The 20,377-nt window shown below is 69.9% G+C and carries 19 protein-coding genes and 2 pseudogenes; 7 read left to right on the top strand and 14 right to left on the bottom strand.

Annotated features, from left to right (window positions below):
• Positions 1-73: 73 nt before the first annotated feature.
• Together AB0E96_RS01600 and AB0E96_RS01595 are read right to left on the bottom strand one after the other, a co-directional pair.
• A complete protein-coding gene (locus AB0E96_RS01600) occupies positions 74-754 on the bottom strand; it encodes an LAETG motif-containing sortase-dependent surface protein (protein WP_359817210.1) in 681 nt (226 codons plus the stop codon).
• Between the two features lie 323 nt (positions 755-1,077).
• A complete protein-coding gene (locus tag AB0E96_RS01595; RefSeq protein WP_359817208.1) occupies positions 1,078-2,388 on the bottom strand; it encodes a choice-of-anchor A family protein in 1,311 nt (436 codons plus the stop codon).
• Between the two features lie 327 nt (positions 2,389-2,715).
• On the opposite strand from AB0E96_RS01595, the gene AB0E96_RS01590 reads away from it, so the two are divergent.
• Positions 2,716-3,636 (top strand): COX15/CtaA family protein, encoded by a 921-nt coding sequence (locus AB0E96_RS01590; RefSeq protein ID WP_359817260.1) that lies wholly within the window; start codon positions 2,716-2,718, stop codon positions 3,634-3,636.
• A 67-nt stretch (positions 3,637-3,703) separates the two neighbouring features.
• On the opposite strand, the gene AB0E96_RS01585 is transcribed toward AB0E96_RS01590, so the two are convergent.
• The 8 genes and pseudogenes from AB0E96_RS01585 to AB0E96_RS01550 form a co-directional block, all read right to left on the bottom strand.
• The gene (locus AB0E96_RS01585; RefSeq protein WP_359817206.1) at positions 3,704-4,468 is read right to left on the bottom strand and encodes a PaeR7I family type II restriction endonuclease; all 765 of its coding nucleotides are present in this window, start codon (positions 4,466-4,468) and stop codon (positions 3,704-3,706) included.
• 12 nt (positions 4,469-4,480) lie between these two features.
• Positions 4,481-6,157, bottom strand: coding sequence for an Eco57I restriction-modification methylase domain-containing protein (locus AB0E96_RS01580; RefSeq protein ID WP_359817204.1), 1,677 nt, complete (start codon positions 6,155-6,157; stop codon positions 4,481-4,483).
• Between the two features lie 184 nt (positions 6,158-6,341).
• A pseudogene (locus AB0E96_RS01575) lies at positions 6,342-6,650 on the bottom strand (NUDIX domain-containing protein); the annotation flags it as partial.
• Positions 6,651-6,657: 7 nt separating this feature from the next.
• Positions 6,658-6,888 (bottom strand): GNAT family N-acetyltransferase, encoded by a 231-nt coding sequence (locus tag AB0E96_RS01570; RefSeq protein WP_359817258.1) that lies wholly within the window; start codon positions 6,886-6,888, stop codon positions 6,658-6,660.
• A 408-nt stretch (positions 6,889-7,296) separates the two neighbouring features.
• A pseudogene (locus tag AB0E96_RS01565) lies at positions 7,297-7,849 on the bottom strand (flavoprotein).
• A 144-nt stretch (positions 7,850-7,993) separates the two neighbouring features.
• Positions 7,994-8,506, bottom strand: a complete 513-nt coding sequence (locus AB0E96_RS01560) for an NUDIX hydrolase (RefSeq protein ID WP_359817202.1) — start codon at positions 8,504-8,506, stop codon at positions 7,994-7,996.
• Complete coding sequence (locus tag AB0E96_RS01555; RefSeq protein ID WP_359817200.1) at positions 8,503-8,907, bottom strand: hypothetical protein; 405 nt, start codon at positions 8,905-8,907, stop codon at positions 8,503-8,505. Before AB0E96_RS01555 ends, AB0E96_RS01560 begins: the two co-directional genes overlap by 4 nt.
• Positions 8,908-9,320: 413 nt before the next feature.
• Positions 9,321-9,647 (bottom strand): hypothetical protein, encoded by a 327-nt coding sequence (locus tag AB0E96_RS01550; protein WP_359817199.1) that lies wholly within the window; start codon positions 9,645-9,647, stop codon positions 9,321-9,323.
• A 72-nt stretch (positions 9,648-9,719) separates the two neighbouring features.
• Here AB0E96_RS01550 and AB0E96_RS01545 point away from each other — a divergent pair, with 72 nt between their 5' ends.
• Positions 9,720-10,361 (top strand): DUF2461 domain-containing protein, encoded by a 642-nt coding sequence (locus tag AB0E96_RS01545; protein WP_359817197.1) that lies wholly within the window; start codon positions 9,720-9,722, stop codon positions 10,359-10,361.
• 71 nt (positions 10,362-10,432) lie between these two features.
• On the opposite strand, the gene AB0E96_RS01540 is transcribed toward AB0E96_RS01545, so the two are convergent.
• Positions 10,433-11,380, bottom strand: coding sequence for a heme o synthase (locus AB0E96_RS01540; protein ID WP_359817195.1), 948 nt, complete (start codon positions 11,378-11,380; stop codon positions 10,433-10,435).
• A 462-nt stretch (positions 11,381-11,842) separates the two neighbouring features.
• Here AB0E96_RS01540 and tkt point away from each other — a divergent pair, with 462 nt between their 5' ends.
• The 5 genes from tkt to pgl all read left to right on the top strand — a co-directional run bounded on the left by tkt (position 11,843) and on the right by pgl (position 18,684).
• Positions 11,843-13,942: a transketolase gene (gene tkt, locus AB0E96_RS01535; protein ID WP_359817193.1), complete on the top strand. Its 2,100-nt coding sequence runs from the start codon at positions 11,843-11,845 to the stop codon at positions 13,940-13,942.
• A 90-nt stretch (positions 13,943-14,032) separates the two neighbouring features.
• Entirely contained in the window at positions 14,033-15,175 is a 1,143-nt protein-coding gene (gene tal / locus AB0E96_RS01530) for a transaldolase (RefSeq protein ID WP_359817191.1), read from the top strand.
• 79 nt (positions 15,176-15,254) lie between these two features.
• Entirely contained in the window at positions 15,255-16,793 is a 1,539-nt protein-coding gene (gene zwf / locus AB0E96_RS01525) for a glucose-6-phosphate dehydrogenase (protein ID WP_359817257.1), read from the top strand.
• The gene (opcA, locus tag AB0E96_RS01520; protein ID WP_359817189.1) at positions 16,790-17,899 is read left to right on the top strand and encodes a glucose-6-phosphate dehydrogenase assembly protein OpcA; all 1,110 of its coding nucleotides are present in this window, start codon (positions 16,790-16,792) and stop codon (positions 17,897-17,899) included. Before zwf ends, opcA begins: the two co-directional genes overlap by 4 nt.
• Complete coding sequence (pgl, locus tag AB0E96_RS01515; protein WP_359817187.1) at positions 17,896-18,684, top strand: 6-phosphogluconolactonase; 789 nt, start codon at positions 17,896-17,898, stop codon at positions 18,682-18,684. The genes opcA and pgl overlap by 4 nt, the downstream gene beginning before the upstream one ends.
• An 87-nt stretch (positions 18,685-18,771) precedes the next feature.
• Here the strand turns inward: pgl and AB0E96_RS01510 are convergent, their stop codons facing one another.
• From AB0E96_RS01510 to tpiA, 3 genes are all read right to left on the bottom strand, one after another.
• Entirely contained in the window at positions 18,772-19,107 is a 336-nt protein-coding gene (locus tag AB0E96_RS01510) for an RNA polymerase-binding protein RbpA (protein WP_188300552.1), read from the bottom strand.
• Positions 19,108-19,264: 157 nt separating this feature from the next.
• Positions 19,265-19,501: a preprotein translocase subunit SecG gene (secG, locus tag AB0E96_RS01505; RefSeq protein WP_359817184.1), complete on the bottom strand. Its 237-nt coding sequence runs from the start codon at positions 19,499-19,501 to the stop codon at positions 19,265-19,267.
• 87 nt (positions 19,502-19,588) lie between these two features.
• Complete coding sequence (tpiA, locus tag AB0E96_RS01500; RefSeq protein WP_359817183.1) at positions 19,589-20,374, bottom strand: triose-phosphate isomerase; 786 nt, start codon at positions 20,372-20,374, stop codon at positions 19,589-19,591.
• Positions 20,375-20,377 lie beyond the last annotated feature (3 nt).

Raw genomic sequence — 20,377 nt, 5'->3', positions numbered from 1 at the left:
GCGACACCCCCGACGCACGACGCCCCCCGGCCTGGACAGGCCGGGGGGCGTCGTCGTTCTCCGCCTGCGGGCGTCAGCTCTCGCTGCCGCCGCGTCGCTTGCGGGCGAGCAGCACGAGCGCGCCGCCGACCAGCAGCACGCCGCCGCCGGCCGCCGCGATCATCGGCGTCGCGTCGCTGCTACCGGTCTGGGCGAGCGCCGGAGCGCTGGTGGCGGGCGCCGGGGTCGGGGTCTTGGTCGGGGTGTGGGTGACCGACGGGCTCGGGCTGGCCGGGGGCGTGGTGGCCGGCGGCGGGGTGCTCACGGTCGGCGTCGGGGTCGGCGTCGGCGTCGGGGTCGGCGTCTTGGTGGGAGTGGGCGTGGGGGTCGGAGTCGGCGTGTGGCACGGCTCGATGGTCTTGGTCTCGTTGATGTTCCAGCCCTTCTCGTTCGGGTTCTCCGTGGTGGTGACCACCAGGTTCGCCTTGATCGGGGCGTTGTGGTCCTTCACCGGGAAGGAACCGTGGAACTCCGCGGGGAAGGCCTTGGCGTCCAGGACCTTCTCGCCGTCGATGGTGAGGCTGACGGTGTTCTTCACGTCGGCCTTGGGGCTGTAGTTGATCAGATCGACCACGATCTTGTCGCAGGTCACCGTCCAACTCGGCACGTGCGCCGAGGCGTTGGTGGCCAGCGCCAGGGGCAGGAGAAAACCGGCCGCAGCCGTGCCGGCGAGCGCCGTCGCGCCGATCGCGAAGTGCCGCTGCTGTCGTGCCATTACTATGTTCCCCTCCGAACGGTCTTGTGCAGCAGGCGTGTTGAGTGGTTCGCGGTGGCCCGCTACGACTGTCCGGGGGACTCTACCGGCACTCCCGCACCCCGCCACACCCCGCCGTACGACCGGATATCGACTTTCCGTCCGTCTTCTGATGTGCATGACCAGCCCATCACAGCCGCGACCTCGCAGAATGCGGATTCGGCAAACCTGAATGGGCTACGTCATCTTCAAGACAGAACGGAGCCCCCGGTGATCAGGTTCAATCACCGAGGGCTCCGATTCGGTCAGCCGACGAATCTCCGGGCCGTTCCGGCCCCGACGGCTCAGGCCTTCCGGGCCGCCTTGCGCCGGGCCGCCACCACGATCGCACCGCCGGCCGCGATCACCACCGCGCCGCCGATGGCCAGCGGCAGCACCGGGCCGGAGCCGGTGTGCGCCAGGTTGCCGCCGGCGTCCGGCTGGGCGGACGGGCTGCCCGAGGCCGCCGGAGCGGCCGTCGCGCCACCGGTCGACGGACTGGCCGAACTGCTCGCGCTGGGCTTGCCGCTGGTCGGGGCGGACGGGCTGCCCGACGGGCTCGCCGAGCCGCTCGGGGAGGTCGACGCGCTCGGCGTGGCCGACGGGGAGCCGCTCGGGCCGGTCGGCGGGAGGGTCGGCGTGCCGGACGGCGTCGGGACGGTGCCGGGCAGGCAGCCGGTGAAGGGGTAGTGGTGCGTCTCCGCGCCGCCCTTGCCGGTCAGCGAGGCGGCGATCACCGAGCCGTTGACCGGGCCGCCGCTGCCGAGGTCGAAGGCGGCGTTCGGGGCGAGCACGGTACCGGCCCACGCGGCCTGGCTGTTCTTGACCACCTTGATGGCGGTCGGGAAGTTCCAGAGCAGCTTGGACCGGATCGCCCCGCCCGCGGCGCTCTGCAGCTTGTCGTCCAGCACGAAGGCCTTCTTGCCCTCGTCCCACAGGTGGAAGCCGGTGGTCCCGGCCGCCGCCATGTCGTACGAGCCGCCGGTCACGTTGACCACCGTCACCGAGCCGGCCGGCACCTTGAGGAAGACGTCCTTGGCGCCCTGCAGCTTCGCCGCGTCGACGGTGAAGCTGTTGTACTTCGCGTCCCCGCCGGTGAGCGTCAGCTTGGCGCCCTCGGCCTGGACGGTGGCGCCGGCGGTCTGCGGCACGGCGGCCAGCGAGGTGGCGGCGGCGCGCAGCTTGGCGAACTCGGCCTTGAAGTCGATCGGCGAGGAGCCCTGGGCGACGGCGCCCTGGTGGGCCTGGACCACGGCGCCGTCGGCCTTGGCACCGAAGACGCCGTTGCCCTTCATCACCTGGGTGTTGTGGCCGGTGATCTTGCCGGCCACCACCAGGGCGTTCTTGCCGGGCAGCGCGTCGACCTCGGCGGCGGTGAGCTCCTGGCCGACCGAGAAGCCGCCGGTGAAGTCGGCGTTGCCGCCGACCGCGACCGCGCCCTCGGCGTCCGGGGTGTGGGTGTCGTCGCCCTCGATGAACTCGCCGTAGAGGTTGGCGACCCCGAGGCCGCGGCACTCCTGGTCGGTGCCGACGGCCTGGGCGGCCGGCGCGACGAGCCCGGCCAGTGCGAGTGAGCCACCGACGGCGAGCGCGGCGGCGGAAATGGGTATGCGCATGTGCAGGCTCCGCTTGCGTGCGGGAAGGGTGGGGGGAGCGGCCCGGAAAAGGTATGGACCAACCCGCACTCTTTCGGCCAAACGGGTGAATGGTCAAGACCAATTCACTCCTTGACCGAACCACCCCGGTTTGTCCGCGTGTCGCCCCTCCGCGTGTCGCCGACCACCGGCTCCGCCCCACTCGGCCGAACCACCCGCGCCGTCCCGCCCCACCGCCCGCCGCACCGCCCGCGCCCCGCCCCAAGATCGCCTGTAAGGCCGCCTACGATTGACCCCGTGCCTAACCCCTTCTCCCTGCTCGCCGAGCGCTGGCAGCCATCCGCCGAGATGGTCCGGCGCGCCACGTTCGCCGCGCTGGTGATGAGCGTGGTGATCGTCGTCACCGGCGGCGCCGTCCGCCTCACCGCCTCCGGCCTCGGCTGTACGACCTGGCCCCGCTGCACCGACGAGAGCCTCGTGCCCACCGCCGAGATGGGCTTCCACGGCGTCGTCGAGTTCACCAACCGGATGCTCACCTACGTGCTGAGCGCCGCCGTCGGCTGGGCCATCCTGGCCGCCCGCTGCCACCGGCCGTGGCGGCACGGCATGACCAGGCTCGGCTGGGCGCAGTTCTGGCTGGTGATGAGCAACGCTGTGCTCGGCGGCATCACCGTGCTGACCGGCCTCAACCCGTACACCGTGGCGCTGCACATGATCGCCGCGATGGCCCTGGTCTGGGTCGCGCTGCTGATGTGGGAGCGGTCCAAGGAGGGCGACGGCCCGCCGAAGCTCGTGGTGCCCCGCCCGGTCCACCAGCTGTCCTACGTCCTGGTCACCGCGATCGGCCTGCTCGTCGCGGCCGGCACCCTGGTGACCGGCGCCGGCCACCACCCCGGCACGCCCAAGGACAACAAGATCGTCCCGCGCATCCCGATCGACTACGACCGCCTCGCCCAGTTCCACGCGGACTTCGCGTTCGTGTCCGTCGGCCTGGCCATCGCGGTGATCTTCGTCCTCGCCGCCGTGAAGGCCCCCCAGGCGGCCCGGTCCCGCACCAAGGAACTGCTCGCCGTCCTGCTCCTCCAGGGCGTCCTGGGCTTCATCCAGTACTTCACCGACGCCCCCGAGCTGATGGTCGGCCTCCACATGCTCCTCGCGGCACTGACCTGGATCGCCGCCCTGCGCGTCCCCCTCGCCCTGCGCACCCGCGCGGACGAGGAAGTCACCGACCAGCTCCCCGCCCAGACCCCGCAGCCCGCCGCAGTCTGAGCAAAAGCAGGACATACGGCGAAGGCCCCCATCCCACGATGGGGGCCTTCGCCGTATCAGATCAGGCTTAGCCGAGATCCCCGAACAAGGCGCTGTGAGGCCAATGCGGCTTCGGCAGTCCCAGTTCCTGCAGGTAGCCGATCCGCGCGTTTATAGCAGCAGAGAAGTGCCGCCAGTCCAGACTGGCAACCGGCTCATTCGGCTTCGGGTCGGTCGCGGAGGACGTGACGTAGCAAACCGCATCGTAGAGCTGCTCGGTCATCAACCGCTGACAGAAGATCCCAAACCGCTCCTGGTAGGACTTGCCGCGCCAGATGTCCTCGACTGGGAGAACTCCCTCGGCCGGCTTCACCGGCCTCCTCGATCCTTCCTCGTCCTGCATGATGAAGAAGTAACCGAGCCAGGGCTTCTCCCCGGGGTAGAGGTCAGCCAATGCCGCCCTTCGAAGGTCGACGGCGCTGCCCAGGGCCTCCTCGACCCGGTTGTTGTAGTTGTTGCCGAAAGACGGCCCACCCAGGGCCTTCATTTCGAAGGCAGCAACCAGCGTGTCCTCGTACGCGACGACGACGTCCCACTGCTTCTGCGGCCGGTAGTAGCCAGGGAGCTCCAGCCGCTGAGCCTTGGTGATCCGGATGCTCTCACGCGGATAGCCCGCTTCGAGGAAGAACTTCGCCAGGAGGGCCGCAATGGAATCGAAGTGCTTGCCACCTCTGACAGAACCCGCAGTGCCAGCACCGGCTGCGGCCCTGATCGCCGACTGATCATTCTGGGCCTGCTTGACACCCCAGTACGCCGCAACAGCGTCCTCGAAATCCTGGCGGCTGACTGTCAAGGTCGGTTCCTCCTAATCGGGTAGCTCGGTAAGCCCGTAGACGCGCAGTGCCGCCTCGGTGGCCGCCTTCACGTCCCGCTTGTCGAAGGCGTCAACCAGGGCAGCACGGTCCTCCTCGGCGATGGCCGTCGGGTCCGGAACACGGATCTTGCGGAGGTACTGCGCCTGGAAGCGGAGCGTTCCCCCACGCATCTTGACCGCGTATGCCTCTACGAACGCCTCGGCCACCTTGGAGAGGAGCAGGCCGCCGAGCACGCGCATGTCCCAGACGTCCGAGACGATGAAGTACAGGTTGTGGTGAGGGTACAACTTCCCTTCATCAAGCACCGGATGGATTGTCAGTTTCATGTCCGGAAAGAGAAGTTTGGACCGGCTTGTCAGTCCGTGGTCGACCTTGTCGATCGTCTTGTACCAACGGTCGGGCTGCTTGACTGCGACATACCGCTTACGCAGGACGCCACTGTGTTGGCGGAAGTAGGCGGCGAGTTTCGGATAGGCAACAAGGTCGACGAGTTCGCCCTGGGAGTTCCACGGATTGACCAGGCAGGACCCACTCCAGTCGATGGAACCGGTGGTGGTGTCTCGGACCATGGCCAGAGGCAGGAGCCGGTCCGGTTCAACCAGTTCGCGATCATCAGTGATGAAAACCTTGTCCGCACCGGTCGCGATACCGATGCCGACGCGTGTCCCTGTGGCCTTGTCCTCCAGTAGGCGAAACCGGTCGCTGAGGTCTTCGAGAACGGCGAGCCTGGCAGGTGAGGCCGCCGGCCAGGAGTCCTCGTCAGGGAACCAGTGCGGCAGAGGGGCCGCCTGAAAGGCGGCTGTGGAAATCGGTCTCCGATCCTCAGCCTCGTACCAGGCGAGGAAGTCACGGGCTTCCGGCTTCCCGAACGCGCGGGTCGTATCGGCGGCAACCGCGCCACCCTGCGCCTGGCGGGAAATGATCGTGATAGCAGGATATGCCGAGACCTGCTCCTGGAAAGCGTCCACGTCATGCATCACCAGCGTCAGGTCCATGCTGAACTGCCTGGTCACCAGCTGGCGGAGCTTACGGCCGTACTGGTTCCTCATCCAACGGTCTGCGCAGATGAAACCGAGCCGGCCCCCCGGCTGCAAGCTCCGGAGTGCCACCTCGTAGAAGCCGACGTAGATATCGGCACGGCCTCCCATTGTGGAGCACACGCTACGGTAGGCCTCCATCCGACCGTCGGGGACATCCTCCAGCCTGATGTAGGGGGGATTGCCAACGACGAAGTCCGCACGGTGCTCGACATCAGGCTGGAGAAGGTAGTCGCCCTGTTGCACCCAGTGCGAGGCAACCTTCCGAGCCTCACTGCGCCCCCAGCCATCACCGTGGAGCCATTCTTCGACGACTTCCCGGCTCTCGGCCACGTTACGCCCGAGCAGGTCGAACGCCTGGACGGCATGCACTGCGTCGGTGATCGGACGACCGTGAGCCCTACATGAGGCACTTATCCGTGAAGCGATCACGCCAAGGAATGCCCCTGCACCACAAGCAGGCTCGACGACCTTCAGCTGCGCGAGGTCCCTGTCCGGCGTATAGCCGAGCAGATCGAGGATGAGCTCGACGACCCAACGGCGGGTGAAGACCTCACCGTGCTCGACTGCTTCCGCGGGGACCTCAGGCAGCACCTGCTTGTCAATGTCGAAGAGCGCCAGAGTTGCCACGACTCGACCCTACAGGGGGCGCCCCGGCGGCCGGCCCTAGCCTGACCACGATCAACTAACGCTGAGCGTCGAGGACGTCACTCCTTGCACTTGCTCGCCTCGAACCACCTCCACCTGCCGCGTGCTGCAGGTGGAGGTGGAGGTGGAGGTGGTCGATCGGACAGCGGGCGGTTCGACGTTGCCACAGCAGCTGTCGCCCGTCGTGAGTCCGGATGTTCGGTGCCGAGTCATTCCGGAGCGCATCCAGGACACGTACGGCATAGACCTCGGCTCACGTTCTTGTAGATGCTGCTCAGCCGCTCCACGCCGACCTTGATCCCGGTCTACTCGTAGACCTCGCGGCGCACGCCGTCCTCGACGGCCTCATCCAGCTCCAGAACACCACCCGGAGGCTCCCGGTCCCGTTGTCAGCCCGGCGAATCGCCAGCACCCGGCCGTCCTCGCGCACCGCCACCCCGCAACGGCCATCGAGCGGAGCGGCGTCGATTGGGATCTCACGCTCACGCCACCGGACGGGCCGGATCGAGCAGCATCACGTCGTGCCGAGCCGCGCCCTCCCATGGGATCGCCGACCCGACGCGCGTGTAGCCCCACGCTCGGTAGGACGCCTGGGCCGCAGTCGCCTCCGGTCGGGTGTTCAGCATCACCCGGGCGTTGTCGACTCCCTCGATGAGGACGCGATGCATGCGGGTGGCGGCCCCCTGGCGGCGCCACCGAGGCCGGACCGCCAGCTCGAAGAGACCGAAACGTGCGCCGTCCGTCCTCGCGCCTCAGATCCTCGGGCACCGGATCGATCAGGGTGTCCCACCATCCCGTGCTCGCCGACAGTGGGTAGCCGTACGCCATGCCCACGACGGTGTCGCCGTCGAAGGCGACCGCCGCCCGGAACCCCCGCCGCCGCACCTGCGAGCGGAACCGGCGGAACGCCCGCTCCACGTCGGCCGGCCCCTCGCCGTAGGGAGGCTCCGCGAACGCCTCCGCGAACACCTCCTTCAACTGGCCCTCCAGCTCGACCGCCTCCCCGCCGTCCAAGAGCCGGATCGCCGGCACCCGGCCGCCCTCGCGCCCCGCGACGGACACCAGGTGGAGCGGCGGCGGCATCCCCGCCTCCTGTGGATCTCGCCTCGCGGTATCGCTTCTCACGTGGTCGGCTTCGAACAGCTGCCGAGGGTCGGGCGAAGCGCGTCGAGGACATGGGTCCAGTTGTACTCGTCGCGCTCCGCCGGACTTGGGCCTGTGGGGAACCGAGTCGCCGATCAGGACGCCCATCGAGCGCAGGCGGGCCAGGCTCTCCGCATAGGCCGGGTGGGCCGCGAGGGCGGAGTTGACGTAGGGCTGGACGACGACGGGAATGCCCAGCCCGTACGCCTCGCAGAGGATGCCCAACGCGAGCGTGTCGGCGATCCCGAGGGCCCACTTGTTGATGGTGTTGAACGTCGCGGAGACGACCGCGACGGCATCCGCCTCCGGCAGTGGCCGCGAGCTTCCGGGCGTGCGCCAGGCCGAGCGGATCGGATAGCCGGTCTGGGCCTCGATGGCTTCTTGGTCCAGGAAGCCGAGCGCGTTGGGAGTGGCGATCACCCCGACCTTCCATCCCTCGGCGCGGGCGGCGGTGATCAGTTCGCCCACGCCGTCAGCGATTCCCGAGGCGCAGACGATGACGTAGAGGAACGGCTCATGGTGCTCGGTCAAACCTGAACTCCTGTTCGCAGGAACACATCCCGCCACGTGTACGCGCAGCTGCGGGAGCGGGGGCTGGGTGATCATGGTCCAAGCGCGCGCCGCCGCCCGGCGACGCAGACGGGAGCCGGTCTGCCCCGTTCACTGCCCCTGGCGTCACCACATCTCTACCCCGTCACGCAGATACCGTGTGCCACCGTCTGCGATTGCCCTGACAGCGGCGTTCAGCCGGTTCCGCTGGCGGATCCGCAGTCGCTCGGCGACCTCCGATGCGGGGAGGAAGACGGCCTCGGACAGTTCGTCGTCGTGTGGGCGAACCCCCGCGGCCCGAGTGGGTGGGAGGGTTCCCGCGTCGAAGATGAACGCGATCTGGTCGTCCCACGGGCCGTGCGGCGCAACCCAGTCCACGACCAACAGGCGATGGATCCTGATCTCCAGGCCCAATTCCTCGCGCAGTTCCCGCACTGCGGCCTCGTCCGGTGGCTCGTTGGCTTCAGCCATCCCGCCGGGGAGGTCCCAGCCCTCCTTGTAGGTCGGGTTGACGGTCAGGATGCGACCAGCCCGGTCGCGCAGGATCACGTCCGCCGAGACGCGCTTCCGGGCTTGCCTGGCGTTCCCCTCCGCCAGGTAGGCGTTCCAGGCTTGGGTGTCGGTAGGTGCGGGCCTCATGTTGGACCTCCCCGAGGCAACGGGATGATGTCAGCGAGCAGGAGCTGCCGGGCTCTGCGCGCCTCATCGAATCGTGCCAGGTATTCACAGACCGGGCCGTAGTCGCGGTGCTTCTCAAGGAGTTCACGGAGGTCATCCATCTGGCGAACGACCCGAACGGACCCGAGTGTCGGGCTGGTGTCGAGAAGCTCGGCTCCGACACTGATCGCAGCGTCCAGGTCACCGCGATCGGCATGGATACGGACGAGGGTGATCCTGCTGAAGGTGAGCGAACGTGTGCGGCCTTCCTCCCGTAGCACCACAGCCTGCATCCCGTGCCGAAGAGCCTCCTTGGGGCGGCCGAGGTCGCTGAACGCCAATGCCGACTCGCTGACGAGAGTGGCGTCGTCGAACGGGCTCAACCACGGATGCTCGTCATCGGCTAGACCGGCTGCCAGGCCCGCAAGCTCGTCGGTGTCGGCCGTCCGACCGACCGGCTCGTCCGTATCCTCGTCGGTGACGGCTCACGCTCGATGCCCGTGATGATCCAAGCCGGGCCCGACGCCACGCCCGACCCATGCCCCGCACCGGCAACCCCACGCTCTACTGGGCCACCCTCGTCACCGCTGGCGAACTCCTCACCACCACCCCCAACCCCGACACCCGCATCAGGTACGCCCTCGCCCACTGCCGCACCCAGGCCGTCAAGCACCAGAAGTCGACCCCGCCGACTTCCAGCGCACCTAGCCCGTAGACGAGGTGCGGCGGTGCCCCGGTACGACGAACGGCCCGGTTCCCCCGTGTGGGGGAACCAGGCCGTTCGCGATGTGCGGGCTCAGATCTGGATGCCGGCCATGCGCTTCCACTCGTACGCGCCGGTCTTCACCTTGAGGCCCAGCTCGCCCTCGAAGTCGTCGTGCAGGGTCAGCCCGGCGAGCTCCGCGGCCCGCTTGCCGACGGCGTAACTGGGGGCGACCTGGTCGCCCCAGGCGCCGTCCGCGCCGACGACCACGATGCGGGTGGCCACGGAGCCGACGTACTCGACGACGGCGTCGCCGCCCCCGTGCTCGCGGGCGAAGCTGGTCAGGTTCTTGGCGATGCGCTTGGCGCGGCGCTCGGTGCGGGCGTCCGGCGCGGCGGTGGAGGTCTCTGCGCTGCTCATGCCCGCATGCTACCCACCGGTAGCGCCGCTGGCGACGGGAACGCCCTGTGCACCGGGCCACATACTGGAGGGGTGACGTTCACAGGCTGGCCGGCCGAGGCGCTCGACTTCTACGAGCACCTGGAAGCCGACAACTCCAAGGCCTTCTGGCAGGCCCACAGAGAGCAGTACGACGACGCCGTGCGGGCCCCGATGGAGGAGCTGCTCGCCGAGCTGGAGCCCGAGTTCGGGCCGGGGAAGATCTTCCGCCCCAACCGCGACGTCCGGTTCAGCGCCGACAAGTCCCCGTACAAGACGCACATCGGCGCCCACCTGGAGAGCGGCGGCTACATCCAGCTCTCCGCCGACGGCCTGGCCTGCGGCAACGGCTACTACCGGCTCGCCCCGGACCAGCTGGAGCGCTATCGCGCCGCCGTCGCGGAGGACGTCACCGGCGCGGAGCTGGAGCGGGTGATCGCCCGGGTGGAGCAGCAGGGCCCGCTGGTCGTGGGCCGGGACTCCCTCAAGTCGGCCCCGCGCGGCTACCCCAAGGACCACCCCCGGATCGGGCTGCTGCGCCACAAGGGCCTGGTGGCCTGGCAGGAGTGGGAGCCCGCGAAGTGGCTGGGCACCCGCGCCGCGTACACCCGGATCACCGGCTTCCTGCACGCCTCCCAATCGCTGCGGGACTGGCTGGACGGCCACGTCGGCCCCTCCGAGCTGCCCTCCCGTTGAGCGAGCCGCCCTCCCGTTGAGAACGCGAAGAGCCCCGGTCCGCCTGGACCGGGGCTCTCCTCGTACAGCCTCTACTTCACGAACGGGTCGATCGCGCAGACCACCATCAGCAGCGACAGGTAGGTGATCGACCAGTGGAACAGCCGCATCTCCTTGAGCTTCGCGCCCACGATGCCGGCCTTGGCCCGCCCGTACAGCGCGTGCGCCTCGCGCAGCCAGGCCCCGCCCAGCAGCACCGCGACGACCGGGTACAGCCAGCTCATGTGCCCCAGCGGCCAGAGCGCCAGCGAGGTCGCCACCATCACCCAGGAGTAGACGACGACCTGCTTGCCGACCGCGACGTTGCCCTTGACCACCGGCAGCATCGGCACACCGGCGCGCTCGTAGTCCTCGCGGACCTTCATCGACAGCACCCAGGTATGCGGCGGCGTCCAGAAGAAGACCACCAGGAACAGCACCACCGCGGCCCAGGACACCGAGTTGGTCACCGAGGACCAGCCGACCAGCACCGGCATGCAGCCGGCGATGCCGCCCCAGACGATGTTCTGCGAGGTGCGCCGCTTGAGCCCCAGCGTGTAGACGAACACGTAGAACAGCAGCGCGCCGAGCGCCAGCCAGGCCGACAGCCAGTTGACCCCGTAGCCCAGCAGCAGGGTCGAGCCGATCGCGAGCACGATGCCGAAGACCAGCGCCTCGCGCGGTGACACCATCCCGGTGACGATCGGCCGCCGCTCGGTGCGCGACATGACCGCGTCGATGTCGCGGTCGATGTACATGTTGAGGGCGTTGGCACCGCCCGCCGAGAGGTAGCCGCCGACGACGACCTTCAGGACCAGCCACAGGTTCGGCACGCCCTGCTGGGCCAGGAACATCACCGGCACGGTGCTCATCAGCAGCAGCTCGATGATCCGCGGCTTGGTCAGTGCGACGAACGCGCCGACACGGGCCCCGAAGGGCCGGTGCGCAGGAGTCGCCCCGGTGACCCCGGCGGGACGGGTTTCGACGGCGGTCACTAACACCCCAACTGAAGATGAATCTTCGCAGGCGTCCACAGGAACGAAGGGTCCCGAATCGTCCGCTCTGCGCGTACCACGACACCATAGACGCTCCATATATCGCATCCGGCTCCGGGGTCCCCCGGCGAGGCGGAACGCACACCCCCGGGTGAACCCCCCGGGGACACCCCTGAGGGCCCGCCGCGGGACCCCCTAGCCCGTCCTGACCACCGGAGCGGCGGCGGGCGGCGAACCGGGAGAGTCTGGGACAAATCCATTCGCACCGTTCCCCCGGGAATCTGCATGCGGAATTGCCGGTTGTCCCAGCACGGAGGGTGAGTGGCGGCCCGGACGGTAGGCTCGCACGGAGAAGCGGGATCTACCCTCCGTGACCGGCACCACCCAGCGTCGGGACCACAGCGCCGTGGCCGACCCGGTCCCCATTCACGGGGTCACTCTTCACAATGGAAGGAGCCCTGAGACAGGGTGAGCACTGCGCCGACGAACGCATTCGAGTGGACCGATCTGGACGAGCGCACGGTTGACACTGCGCGCGTCCTGGCCATGGACGCCGTCCAGAAGGTCGGGAACGGGCACCCGGGGACGGCCATGTCCCTGGCCCCGGCCGCGTACCTGATCTTCCAGCGGTTCCTGCGGCACGACCCGACCGACCCTTCCTGGGTCGGCCGTGACCGCTTCGTCCTCTCCCCCGGACACACGAGCCTGACGCTCTACACCCAGCTGTACTTCTCGGGCTACGGCCTGGAGCTGGACGACCTCAAGGCCTTCCGCGTCGCGGGCAGCCGCACCCCCGGCCACCCCGAGCACGGCCACACCGCGGGCGTGGAGACCACCACCGGCCCGCTCGGCCAGGGCATCGGCAACGCGGTCGGCATGGCGATGGCCGCCCGCTACGAGCGCGGCCTGTTCGACCCGGAGGCCCCGGCCGGCGAGTCCCCCTTCGACCACACCATCTGGGCGATCGTCTCCGACGGCGACCTGGAGGAGGGCATCTCCGCCGAGGCCTCGTCGCTGGCCGGCCACCAGAAGCTGGGCAACCTGGTCGCCCTCTACGACGACAACCACATCTCGATCGAGGGCGACACCGAGACCGCCTTCTCCGAGGACGTCCTCAAGCGCTACGAGGCGTACGGCTGGCACGTCCAGCGGGTGACCCCGAAGGCCAACGGCGACATCGACGTCGCCGCCGTCGCCGAGGCGCTGGCCGCGGCCAAGGCCGAGACCTCCCGCCCGTCGATCATCGCGATGCGCACCATCATCGCCTGGCCGGCCCCGGACGCCCAGAACACCGCCAAGGCCCACGGCTCCGCGCTCGGCGCCGCCGAGATCGCCGCCACCAAGAAGGTCCTGGGCTTCGATCCGGAGAAGACCTTCGAGGTCAGCGACCAGGTCATCGAGCACGCCCGCCAGGTCATCAAGCGCGGCAAGGCCGCCCGCGACCAGTGGCAGCAGTCCTTCGACGCCTGGCGCGCCGCCAACCCGGGGCGCGCGGCCGACTTCGACCGCATCGAGGCCGGCGAGCTGCCCGAGGGCTGGAAGAAGGCCGTCCCGTCCTTCCCGGCCGGCAAGGACGTCGCCACCCGCAAGGCCTCCGGCGACACCCTCAAGGCGCTCGGCGCGGTGATCCCGGAGCTGTGGGGCGGCTCGGCCGACCTCGCGGAGTCCAACCTCACCACCATCGACGAGGACAGCTCCTTCCTCCCCGAGGGCAACCCGCTGAAGTCGGCCGGCCCGTACGGCCGGACGATCCACTTCGGCATCCGCGAGCACGCCATGGGCTCCACCATGAACGGCATCGCGCTGCACGGCAGGACCCGCGTGTACGGCGGCACCTTCCTGGTCTTCGCCGACTACATGCGCCCGGCCGTCCGCCTGGCCGCGCTGATGAAGCTGCCGGTCACCTACGTCTGGACGCACGACTCGATCGGCCTCGGCGAGGACGGCCCGACCCACCAGCCGGTCGAGCACCTGGCCTCGCTGCGCGCCATCCCGGGCCTGGCCATGGTCCGCCCGGCCGACGCCAACGAGACCGCCGTCGCCTGGCGCACCATCGTCGAGCGCCAGACCAGCCACCCCGGCCCGGTCGGCCTGGCCCTGACCCGTCAGGGCGTCCCGACCTTCGACCGCGAGGTCTTCGGCTCCGCCGAGGGCACCGCGAAGGGCGGCTACGTCCTGGCCGAGGCCTCCACCGGCGACCCGCAGCTGATCCTGCTCGGCACCGGTTCCGAGGTCCAGCTGGCCGTCCAGGCCCGCGAGGTGCTGGAGGCCGAGGGCATCGCCACCCGCGTGGTCTCGCTGCCGTCCTTCGAGTGGTTCCAGGAGCAGGACCAGGCCTACCGCGACAGCGTGCTGCCGCCGTCGGTCAAGGCCCGCGTCTCGGTCGAGGCCGGCATCGCCCAGGGCTGGCGCGAGCTGGTCGGCGACCACGGCCGGATCGTGTCGCTGGAGCACTTCGGCGCCTCCGCTGACTACAAGGTGCTGTTCGAGGAGTTCGGCATCACCGCCGAGCGCGTGGTGGCCGAGGCCCACAACGCCCTGCGCTCCCTCGAAGCCGTCAACCGCTAGCGGTTCCTGGGCCGCGTGCCCGCCCGCACGCGGGCACGCGGCCCCCTCAGACCACCCCACGAAGCAAGAAGAACAAGGGACTGAAGCACCATGACTGACGCACTGAAGCGCCTCAGCGACGAAGGCGTTGCGATCTGGCTGGACGACCTCAGCCGCAAGCGGCTGAACTCCGGCAACCTGGCCGAACTGGTGCAGAACAAGCACGTGGTGGGCGTGACCACCAACCCGACCATCTTCCAGAAGGCCATCGCCGGCGCCGGCGACGACTCCTACGACAGCCAGCTGCGCGACCTCGCCGTCCGCAAGGTCACCACCGACGAGGCGATCCGCATGATCACCACCTCGGACGTGCGCGACGCGGCCGACGTGCTGCGCCCGGTCTACGACGCCTCCAACGGCCGCGACGGCCGGGTCTCCATCGAGGTCGACCCGCGCCTGGCCCACGAGACCGCCGTCACCGTGGCCGAGGCCAAGCAGCTGTGGTGGCTGGTCGACCGCCCGAACGTCTTCATCAAGATCCCCGCCACCAAGGCCGGCCTGCCCGCGATCAGCGAGGTCATCGGCAAGGGCATCAGCGTCAACGTCACCCTGATCTTCTCGCTGGAGCGCTACAAGGCCGTCATCGACGCCTACCTGACCGGTCTGGAGACCGCCAAGGCCAAGGGCCTGGACCTCTCCCAGATCGAGTCGGTCGCGTCCTTCTTCGTCTCCCGCGTGGACACCGAGATCGACAAGCGCCTGGACAAGATCGGCGGCGACGCCCGGAACCTGCGCTCCAAGGCCGCCCTGGCCAACGCCCGTCTCGCCTACCAGGCGTACGAGGAGGTCTTCGGCAGCGTCGACGGCAAGACCGCCGGCAGCGCCCGCTGGAAGGCCCTGGAGGCCGCCGGCGCCAAGCCGCAGCGCCCGCTCTGGGCGTCCACCGGCGTCAAGGACCCGGCCCTGCCGGACACCCTGTACGTCACCGAGCTGGTCGCCCCCGGCACCGTCAACACGATGCCCGAGGCCACCCTGGACGCCACCGGCGACCACGGTGTGGTCACCGGCAACACCATCGTCCCGAACTACGCCGACGCCAAGGCCGTGCTGGACGCGATCGCCGCCGCCGGCGTGGACTACGACGACGTCGTCCAGGTCCTGGAGGACGAGGGCGTCGAGAAGTTCGAGCAGTCCTGGAAGGAACTGCTCGACACCGTCACCGCCTCGCTCGCTTCCTTCGCCGACGAGAAGTGACCCAGGCTCACAGCCAGCGCACGAAAGCGGAGCCCATCAAGTGAGCACTGATTTCCCCGAGTTGACTCCGGAATCGGACGTGGACGACCTCCCGCCCAGCCCGGTCAACCCGCTTCGTGACCCCTCCGACCGACGGCTCCCGCGCATCGCGGGGCCGTCCGGTCTGGTCATCTTCGGGGTCACCGGCGACCTGTCCCGCAAGAAGCTGATGCCGGCCATCTACGACCTGGCCAACCGCGGTCTGCTTCCGCCGGGCTTCTCCCTCGTCGGCTTCGCCCGCCGGGAGTGGGACGACGAGGACTTCGCCAAGGAGGTCCACGACGCCGTCCGGGACCACGCCCGCACCCCCTTCCGGGAGGAGGTCTGGCAGCAGCTCGCCAAGGGCATGCGGTTCGTCCACGGCACCTTCGACGACGACGACGCCTTCGACAAGCTGCGCGAGACCATCCAGGAACTGGACCAGGCCCAGGGCACCGGCGGAAACTTCGCCTTCTACCTGTCCGTCCCGCCGAAGTTCTTCCCGACCGTCGTCCAGCAGCTCAAGAAGCACGGCCTGGCCGACCCGCCGCAGGGCTCCTGGCGCCGCGCGGTCATCGAGAAGCCGTTCGGCCACGACCTGGAGAGCGCCCAGGAGCTCAACAAGGTCGTCCACGAGGTCTTCCCCCGGGACGAGGTCTTCCGGATCGACCACTACCTGGGCAAGGAGACGGTCCAGAACATCCTGGCGCTGCGCTTCGCCAACCAGATGTTCGAGCCGATCTGGAACCGGTCGTACGTCGACCACGTGCAGATCACCATGGCCGAGGACATCGGCATCGGCGGCCGGGCCGGCTACTACGACGGCATCGGCTCCGCCCGTGACGTCATCCAGAACCACCTGCTCCAGCTGATGGCGCTCACCGCCATCGAGGAGCCCGCCTCCTTCCACCCCAAGGCGCTGGTGGCCGAGAAGCTCAAGGTGCTCAGCGCCGTCAAGCTCCCGGCCGACCTCGGCCGGCACACCGTGCGCGGCCAGTACGCGTCCGGCTGGCAGGGCGGCGAGGAGGTCGTCGGCTACCTGGACGAGGACGGGATCGACCCGGACTCCAAGACCGACACCTACGCGGCCATCAAGCTGGAGATCAACAACCGCCGCTGGGCGGGCGTCCCGTTCTACCTGCGCACCGGCAAGCGCCTGGGCCGGCGGGTCACCGAGATCGCCGTCGTCTTCCAGCGCGCCCCGTACCTGCCCTTCGACTCCTACGCGACCGAGGAGCTGGGGCAGAACGCCCTGGTCATCCGGGTGCAGCCGGACGAGGGCGTGACGGTGCGGTTCGGCTCCAAGGTGCCGGGCACCTCCTTCGAGGTCCGGGACGTCACGATGGACTTCGCCTACGGCGAGTCCTTCACCGAGTCCAGCCCGGAGGCGTACGAGCGGCTCATCCTCGACGTGCTGCTCGGCGACGCCAACCTGTTCCCGCGCCACCAGGAGGTCGAGCTCTCCTGGCAGATCCTCGACCCGATCGAGAAGTACTGGGACACCCACGGCAAGCCCGCCCAGTACGCGGCGGGGACCTGGGGCCCCGTCGAGGCGGACGAGATGCTCGCACGAGACGGCAGGAGCTGGCGCCGGCCATGAAGATCGACCTCACCAACACGACGTCCAGCAAGATCAACGCCGCGCTGATGGAGGCGCGCCGGGCCCGTGGCTCCGGCGCCGCCGGCATGGTGCTCACCCTGGTGATCGTGACCGACGAGGGCAGCGCCTACGACGCCCTCAAGGCCGCCAACGACGCCTCCCGCGAGCACCCGATGCGCACCCTCGCGGTGATCAAGCGCGCCGGGCGCTCGCCCCGGGCCCGGGCCGAGACCCGGCTGGACGCCGAGATCCTGGTCGGCTCGGACGCCGGCTCCGGCGAAACGGTTGTCCTGCGGATGCACGGCGAACTCGCCGCGCACGCCCAGTCGGTGGTCCTGCCGCTGCTGCTGCCGGACGCCCCGACCGTGGTCTGGTGGCCGGACAACGCGCCGCTCCACCCGGCGCAGGACCCGCTGGGCTCGATCGCCCAGCGCCGGATCACCGACACCGTCACCGCCGAGTCCCCGGTCGGCCAGCTCGCCCAGCGCGCGCAGAGCTACTCCCCGGGCGACACCGACCTGGCCTGGACCCGGATCACCGGCTGGCGCTCGATGCTGGCCGCCGCGCTGGACCAGCGGCCGTCCACGATCGTCTCCGCGGTGGTCGAGGGCGAGTCGTACAACCCGAGCGTCGAGCTGCTCGGCCTGTGGCTGACCAACCGGCTGCAGGTGCCGGTCGAGCGGGTCGTCACCAACGGCCCCGGCATCACCGCGGTGCGCCTGCGCACCAAGGACGGGGACATCACACTGGACCGCCCGGACGGCCTGCTCGGCACGCTCTCCATGCCCGGCTCGCCGGACCGCCAGGTGGCGCTCAAGCGGCGCGAGACCTCGGAGCTGATCGCCGAGGAGCTGCGCCGCCTGGACCCGGACGACATCTACGCGACGGCCGTGCGCACGCCCGTCGACCAGCTGCACGAGCCGGACAACGCCGAGACCGAGGCGGCCGAGAAGGTCGCCCGCGAGGTCGCGGCGGAGGCCGAGGAGGCGGTCGAGCAGGCCGCCGAGGCGGCCGTGGCCAACCCGGACCGGGTGACCGCCGAGACGGCGGAGAAGAAGCCCGCCCGGAAGGCCTCCGGCAAGCGCACCACCAAGGAAGGCGCATGACCAACGCGACCCCGCAGCTGGTCGTCCACCGGGACAAGGAGCTGATGGCCCAGGCGGCCGCGGCCCGCCTGATCACCCGGATCGTGGACGCCCAGGCCGCCCGCGGCAGCGCCTCGGTGGTGCTCACCGGCGGTCGCAACGGCAACGCCCTGCTGGCCGCGATCGCCGCCTCCCCGGCGCGCGACGCGGTCGACTGGGGCCGGCTGGACCTCTGGTGGGGCGACGAGCGCTTCCTGCCCGCCGCCGATCCGGAGCGCAACGCCGTCCAGGCCCGCGCCGAGCTGCTGGACGCCGTCCCGCTCGACCCGGCACGGGTGCACGAGATGCCCGCCTCGGACGGGGTGGACGGCTCGGACGTGGAGGCCGCCGCCGCCCGCTACGCCGAGGAGCTGGCGAAGGCGGCCGGTCCGGGCGACCGGCTCGGTGTCCCGGCCTTCGACGTGCTGCTGCTCGGCGTCGGCCCGGACACCCACGTCGCCTCGCTCTTCCCGGAGCACCCCGGCGTGCGGGAGACCGAGCTGACCGTGGTCGGCGTGCGCGGGGCCCCCAAGCCCCCGCCGACCCGGGTCTCGCTCACCCTCCCGGCGATCCGCACCGCCCGCGAGGTCTGGCTGCTGGCCGCCGGCGAGGACAAGGCGGGCGCGGTCGCGCTGGCCCTGTCCGGCCCCGGCGAGCTCCAGGCGCCCGCCTCCGGGGCGTACGGCCGCAGCCGCACCCTGTGGCTGCTGGACCGCGCGGCCGCGGAGCAGATCCCGCCGCAGCTGTACCCGCCGGCCTCCGCGTAGGCGGGCCCGGCAACGCCGAAGGGCGCCACCGTCGTTCGACGGTGGCGCCCTTCGCGCCGTTCAGCGGGTGTTCAGCGGGTGTTCCGGTCAGATCTCGCCGCGCAGCTTCGCCAGCGCCTCCGCCAGGATCGCCTCGCCGTCGGCGTCGGTGCGCCGCTCGCGGACGTAGGCGAGGTGGGTCTTGTAGGGCTCGTTGCGCGAGGGCGCCGGCGGGTTGTGCTGGTCCTGCCCCGCCGGGAAGCCGCAGCGCGGGCAGTCCCAGGTCTCCGGGATCGCCGCTTCGGCCGCGAAGCTGGGTCGGGTCTCGTGCTTGTTCGCGCACCAGAAGGAGATCCGGTTGCGCGGGGCGGACTCGCCGCGCTCCGCCTCGCCCATCGGGCCGGCCCCGACCCTGCTGCCACGGATGGCATTGCCACTTGCCACGGTCTGACTCCCTGCGTACTGGTGCGCCGACCCGCCGCGGTGCGCGTCGGTGGCGAAAGTCGTCCTAGTGTAAGCAGGAGTTAAGCATCCGCCACCATCGCCTCCGCACCGGGCCGTTACAGGATAGGCGCTCGGGCGACGGGGCGTCAGGGGTACGTCAGACCGAGGTCTTCATCAGCAGGCCCAGCACGATGATGGATGCGAACCATCCCACGCCCACAACGATGGTGATGCGGTCCAGGTTGCGCTCGGCCACCGCCGAACCGCCACCGGTGGACATCGCGCCGCCGCCGAACATGTCGGACAGGCCGCCGCCCTTCCCCTTGTGCAGCAGCACCAGGAGGATCATCAGCAGACTGAAGATGATCAGGGCAATCGAGAACCCGAGAACCACGACGGGACCAACTCTCTCGTATCTTCGGCGAAGGGGCCGGGCCGCGTACGGCGGTCCGGCCCCAAAGCCTACGTTGCTGCGGCGGCGTTAGCCTACTGCCTGCTCACGGTAGCGCACGATCTTGACGAACTCCTCGGCGTCCAGCGAGGCACCGCCGACCAGGCCGCCGTCGATGTCGGGCTTGGCCATCAGGCCGGCCGCGCTCGACGACTTCACCGAACCGCCGTACAGCACGCGGACCTTGCCGGCCAGCTCGGCGTCGTACAGCTCGGCGATCCGCGCGCGGATCGCGGCGCAGACCTCCTGCGCGTCCTCCGGGGTGGCCACCTCGCCGGTGCCGATCGCCCAGACCGGCTCGTACGCGACCACGATCGACTCGGCCTGGTGGGCCGGGACGCCGGCCAGGCCGCCGTCCAGCTGGGCCAGGGTGTGCTCGACGTGGGTGCCGGCCTTGCGGACGTCCAGCGGCTCGCCGACGCAGAGGATCGGGGTGATCCCGGCGCGGTAGGCGGCCTTCACCTTGGCGTTGACGACCTCCTCGTCCTCGCCGTGGTACTGGCGGCGCTCGGAGTGGCCGATCACCGCGTAGGTGCACTGCAGCTTGGCCAGCATCGGGCCGGAGACCTCGCCGGTGTAGGCCCCGCCGTCGTGCTGCGAGATGTCCTGCGAGCCGTACTTGATCTTCAGCTTGTCGCCGAACACCAGGGTCTGCACCGAGCGCAGGTCGGTGAACGGCACCAGGACGGCGACCTCGACGGCCTCGTAGTCCTTGTCGGCCAGCGCGAAGGCCAGCTTCTGGGTGTGCTGGATGGCCTCAAGGTGGTTGAGGTTCATCTTCCAGTTGCCCGCCATCAGCGGGAGACGGTCGGTCATGTG

Source organism: Kitasatospora sp. NPDC036755 (assembly GCF_040636595.1).
In the GTDB taxonomy this organism is placed as follows: Bacteria; Actinomycetota; Actinomycetes; order Streptomycetales; family Streptomycetaceae; genus Kitasatospora.
Note: the sequence above shows the minus strand (reverse complement) of the source record. Positions and strands in the feature narration are given on the sequence as shown.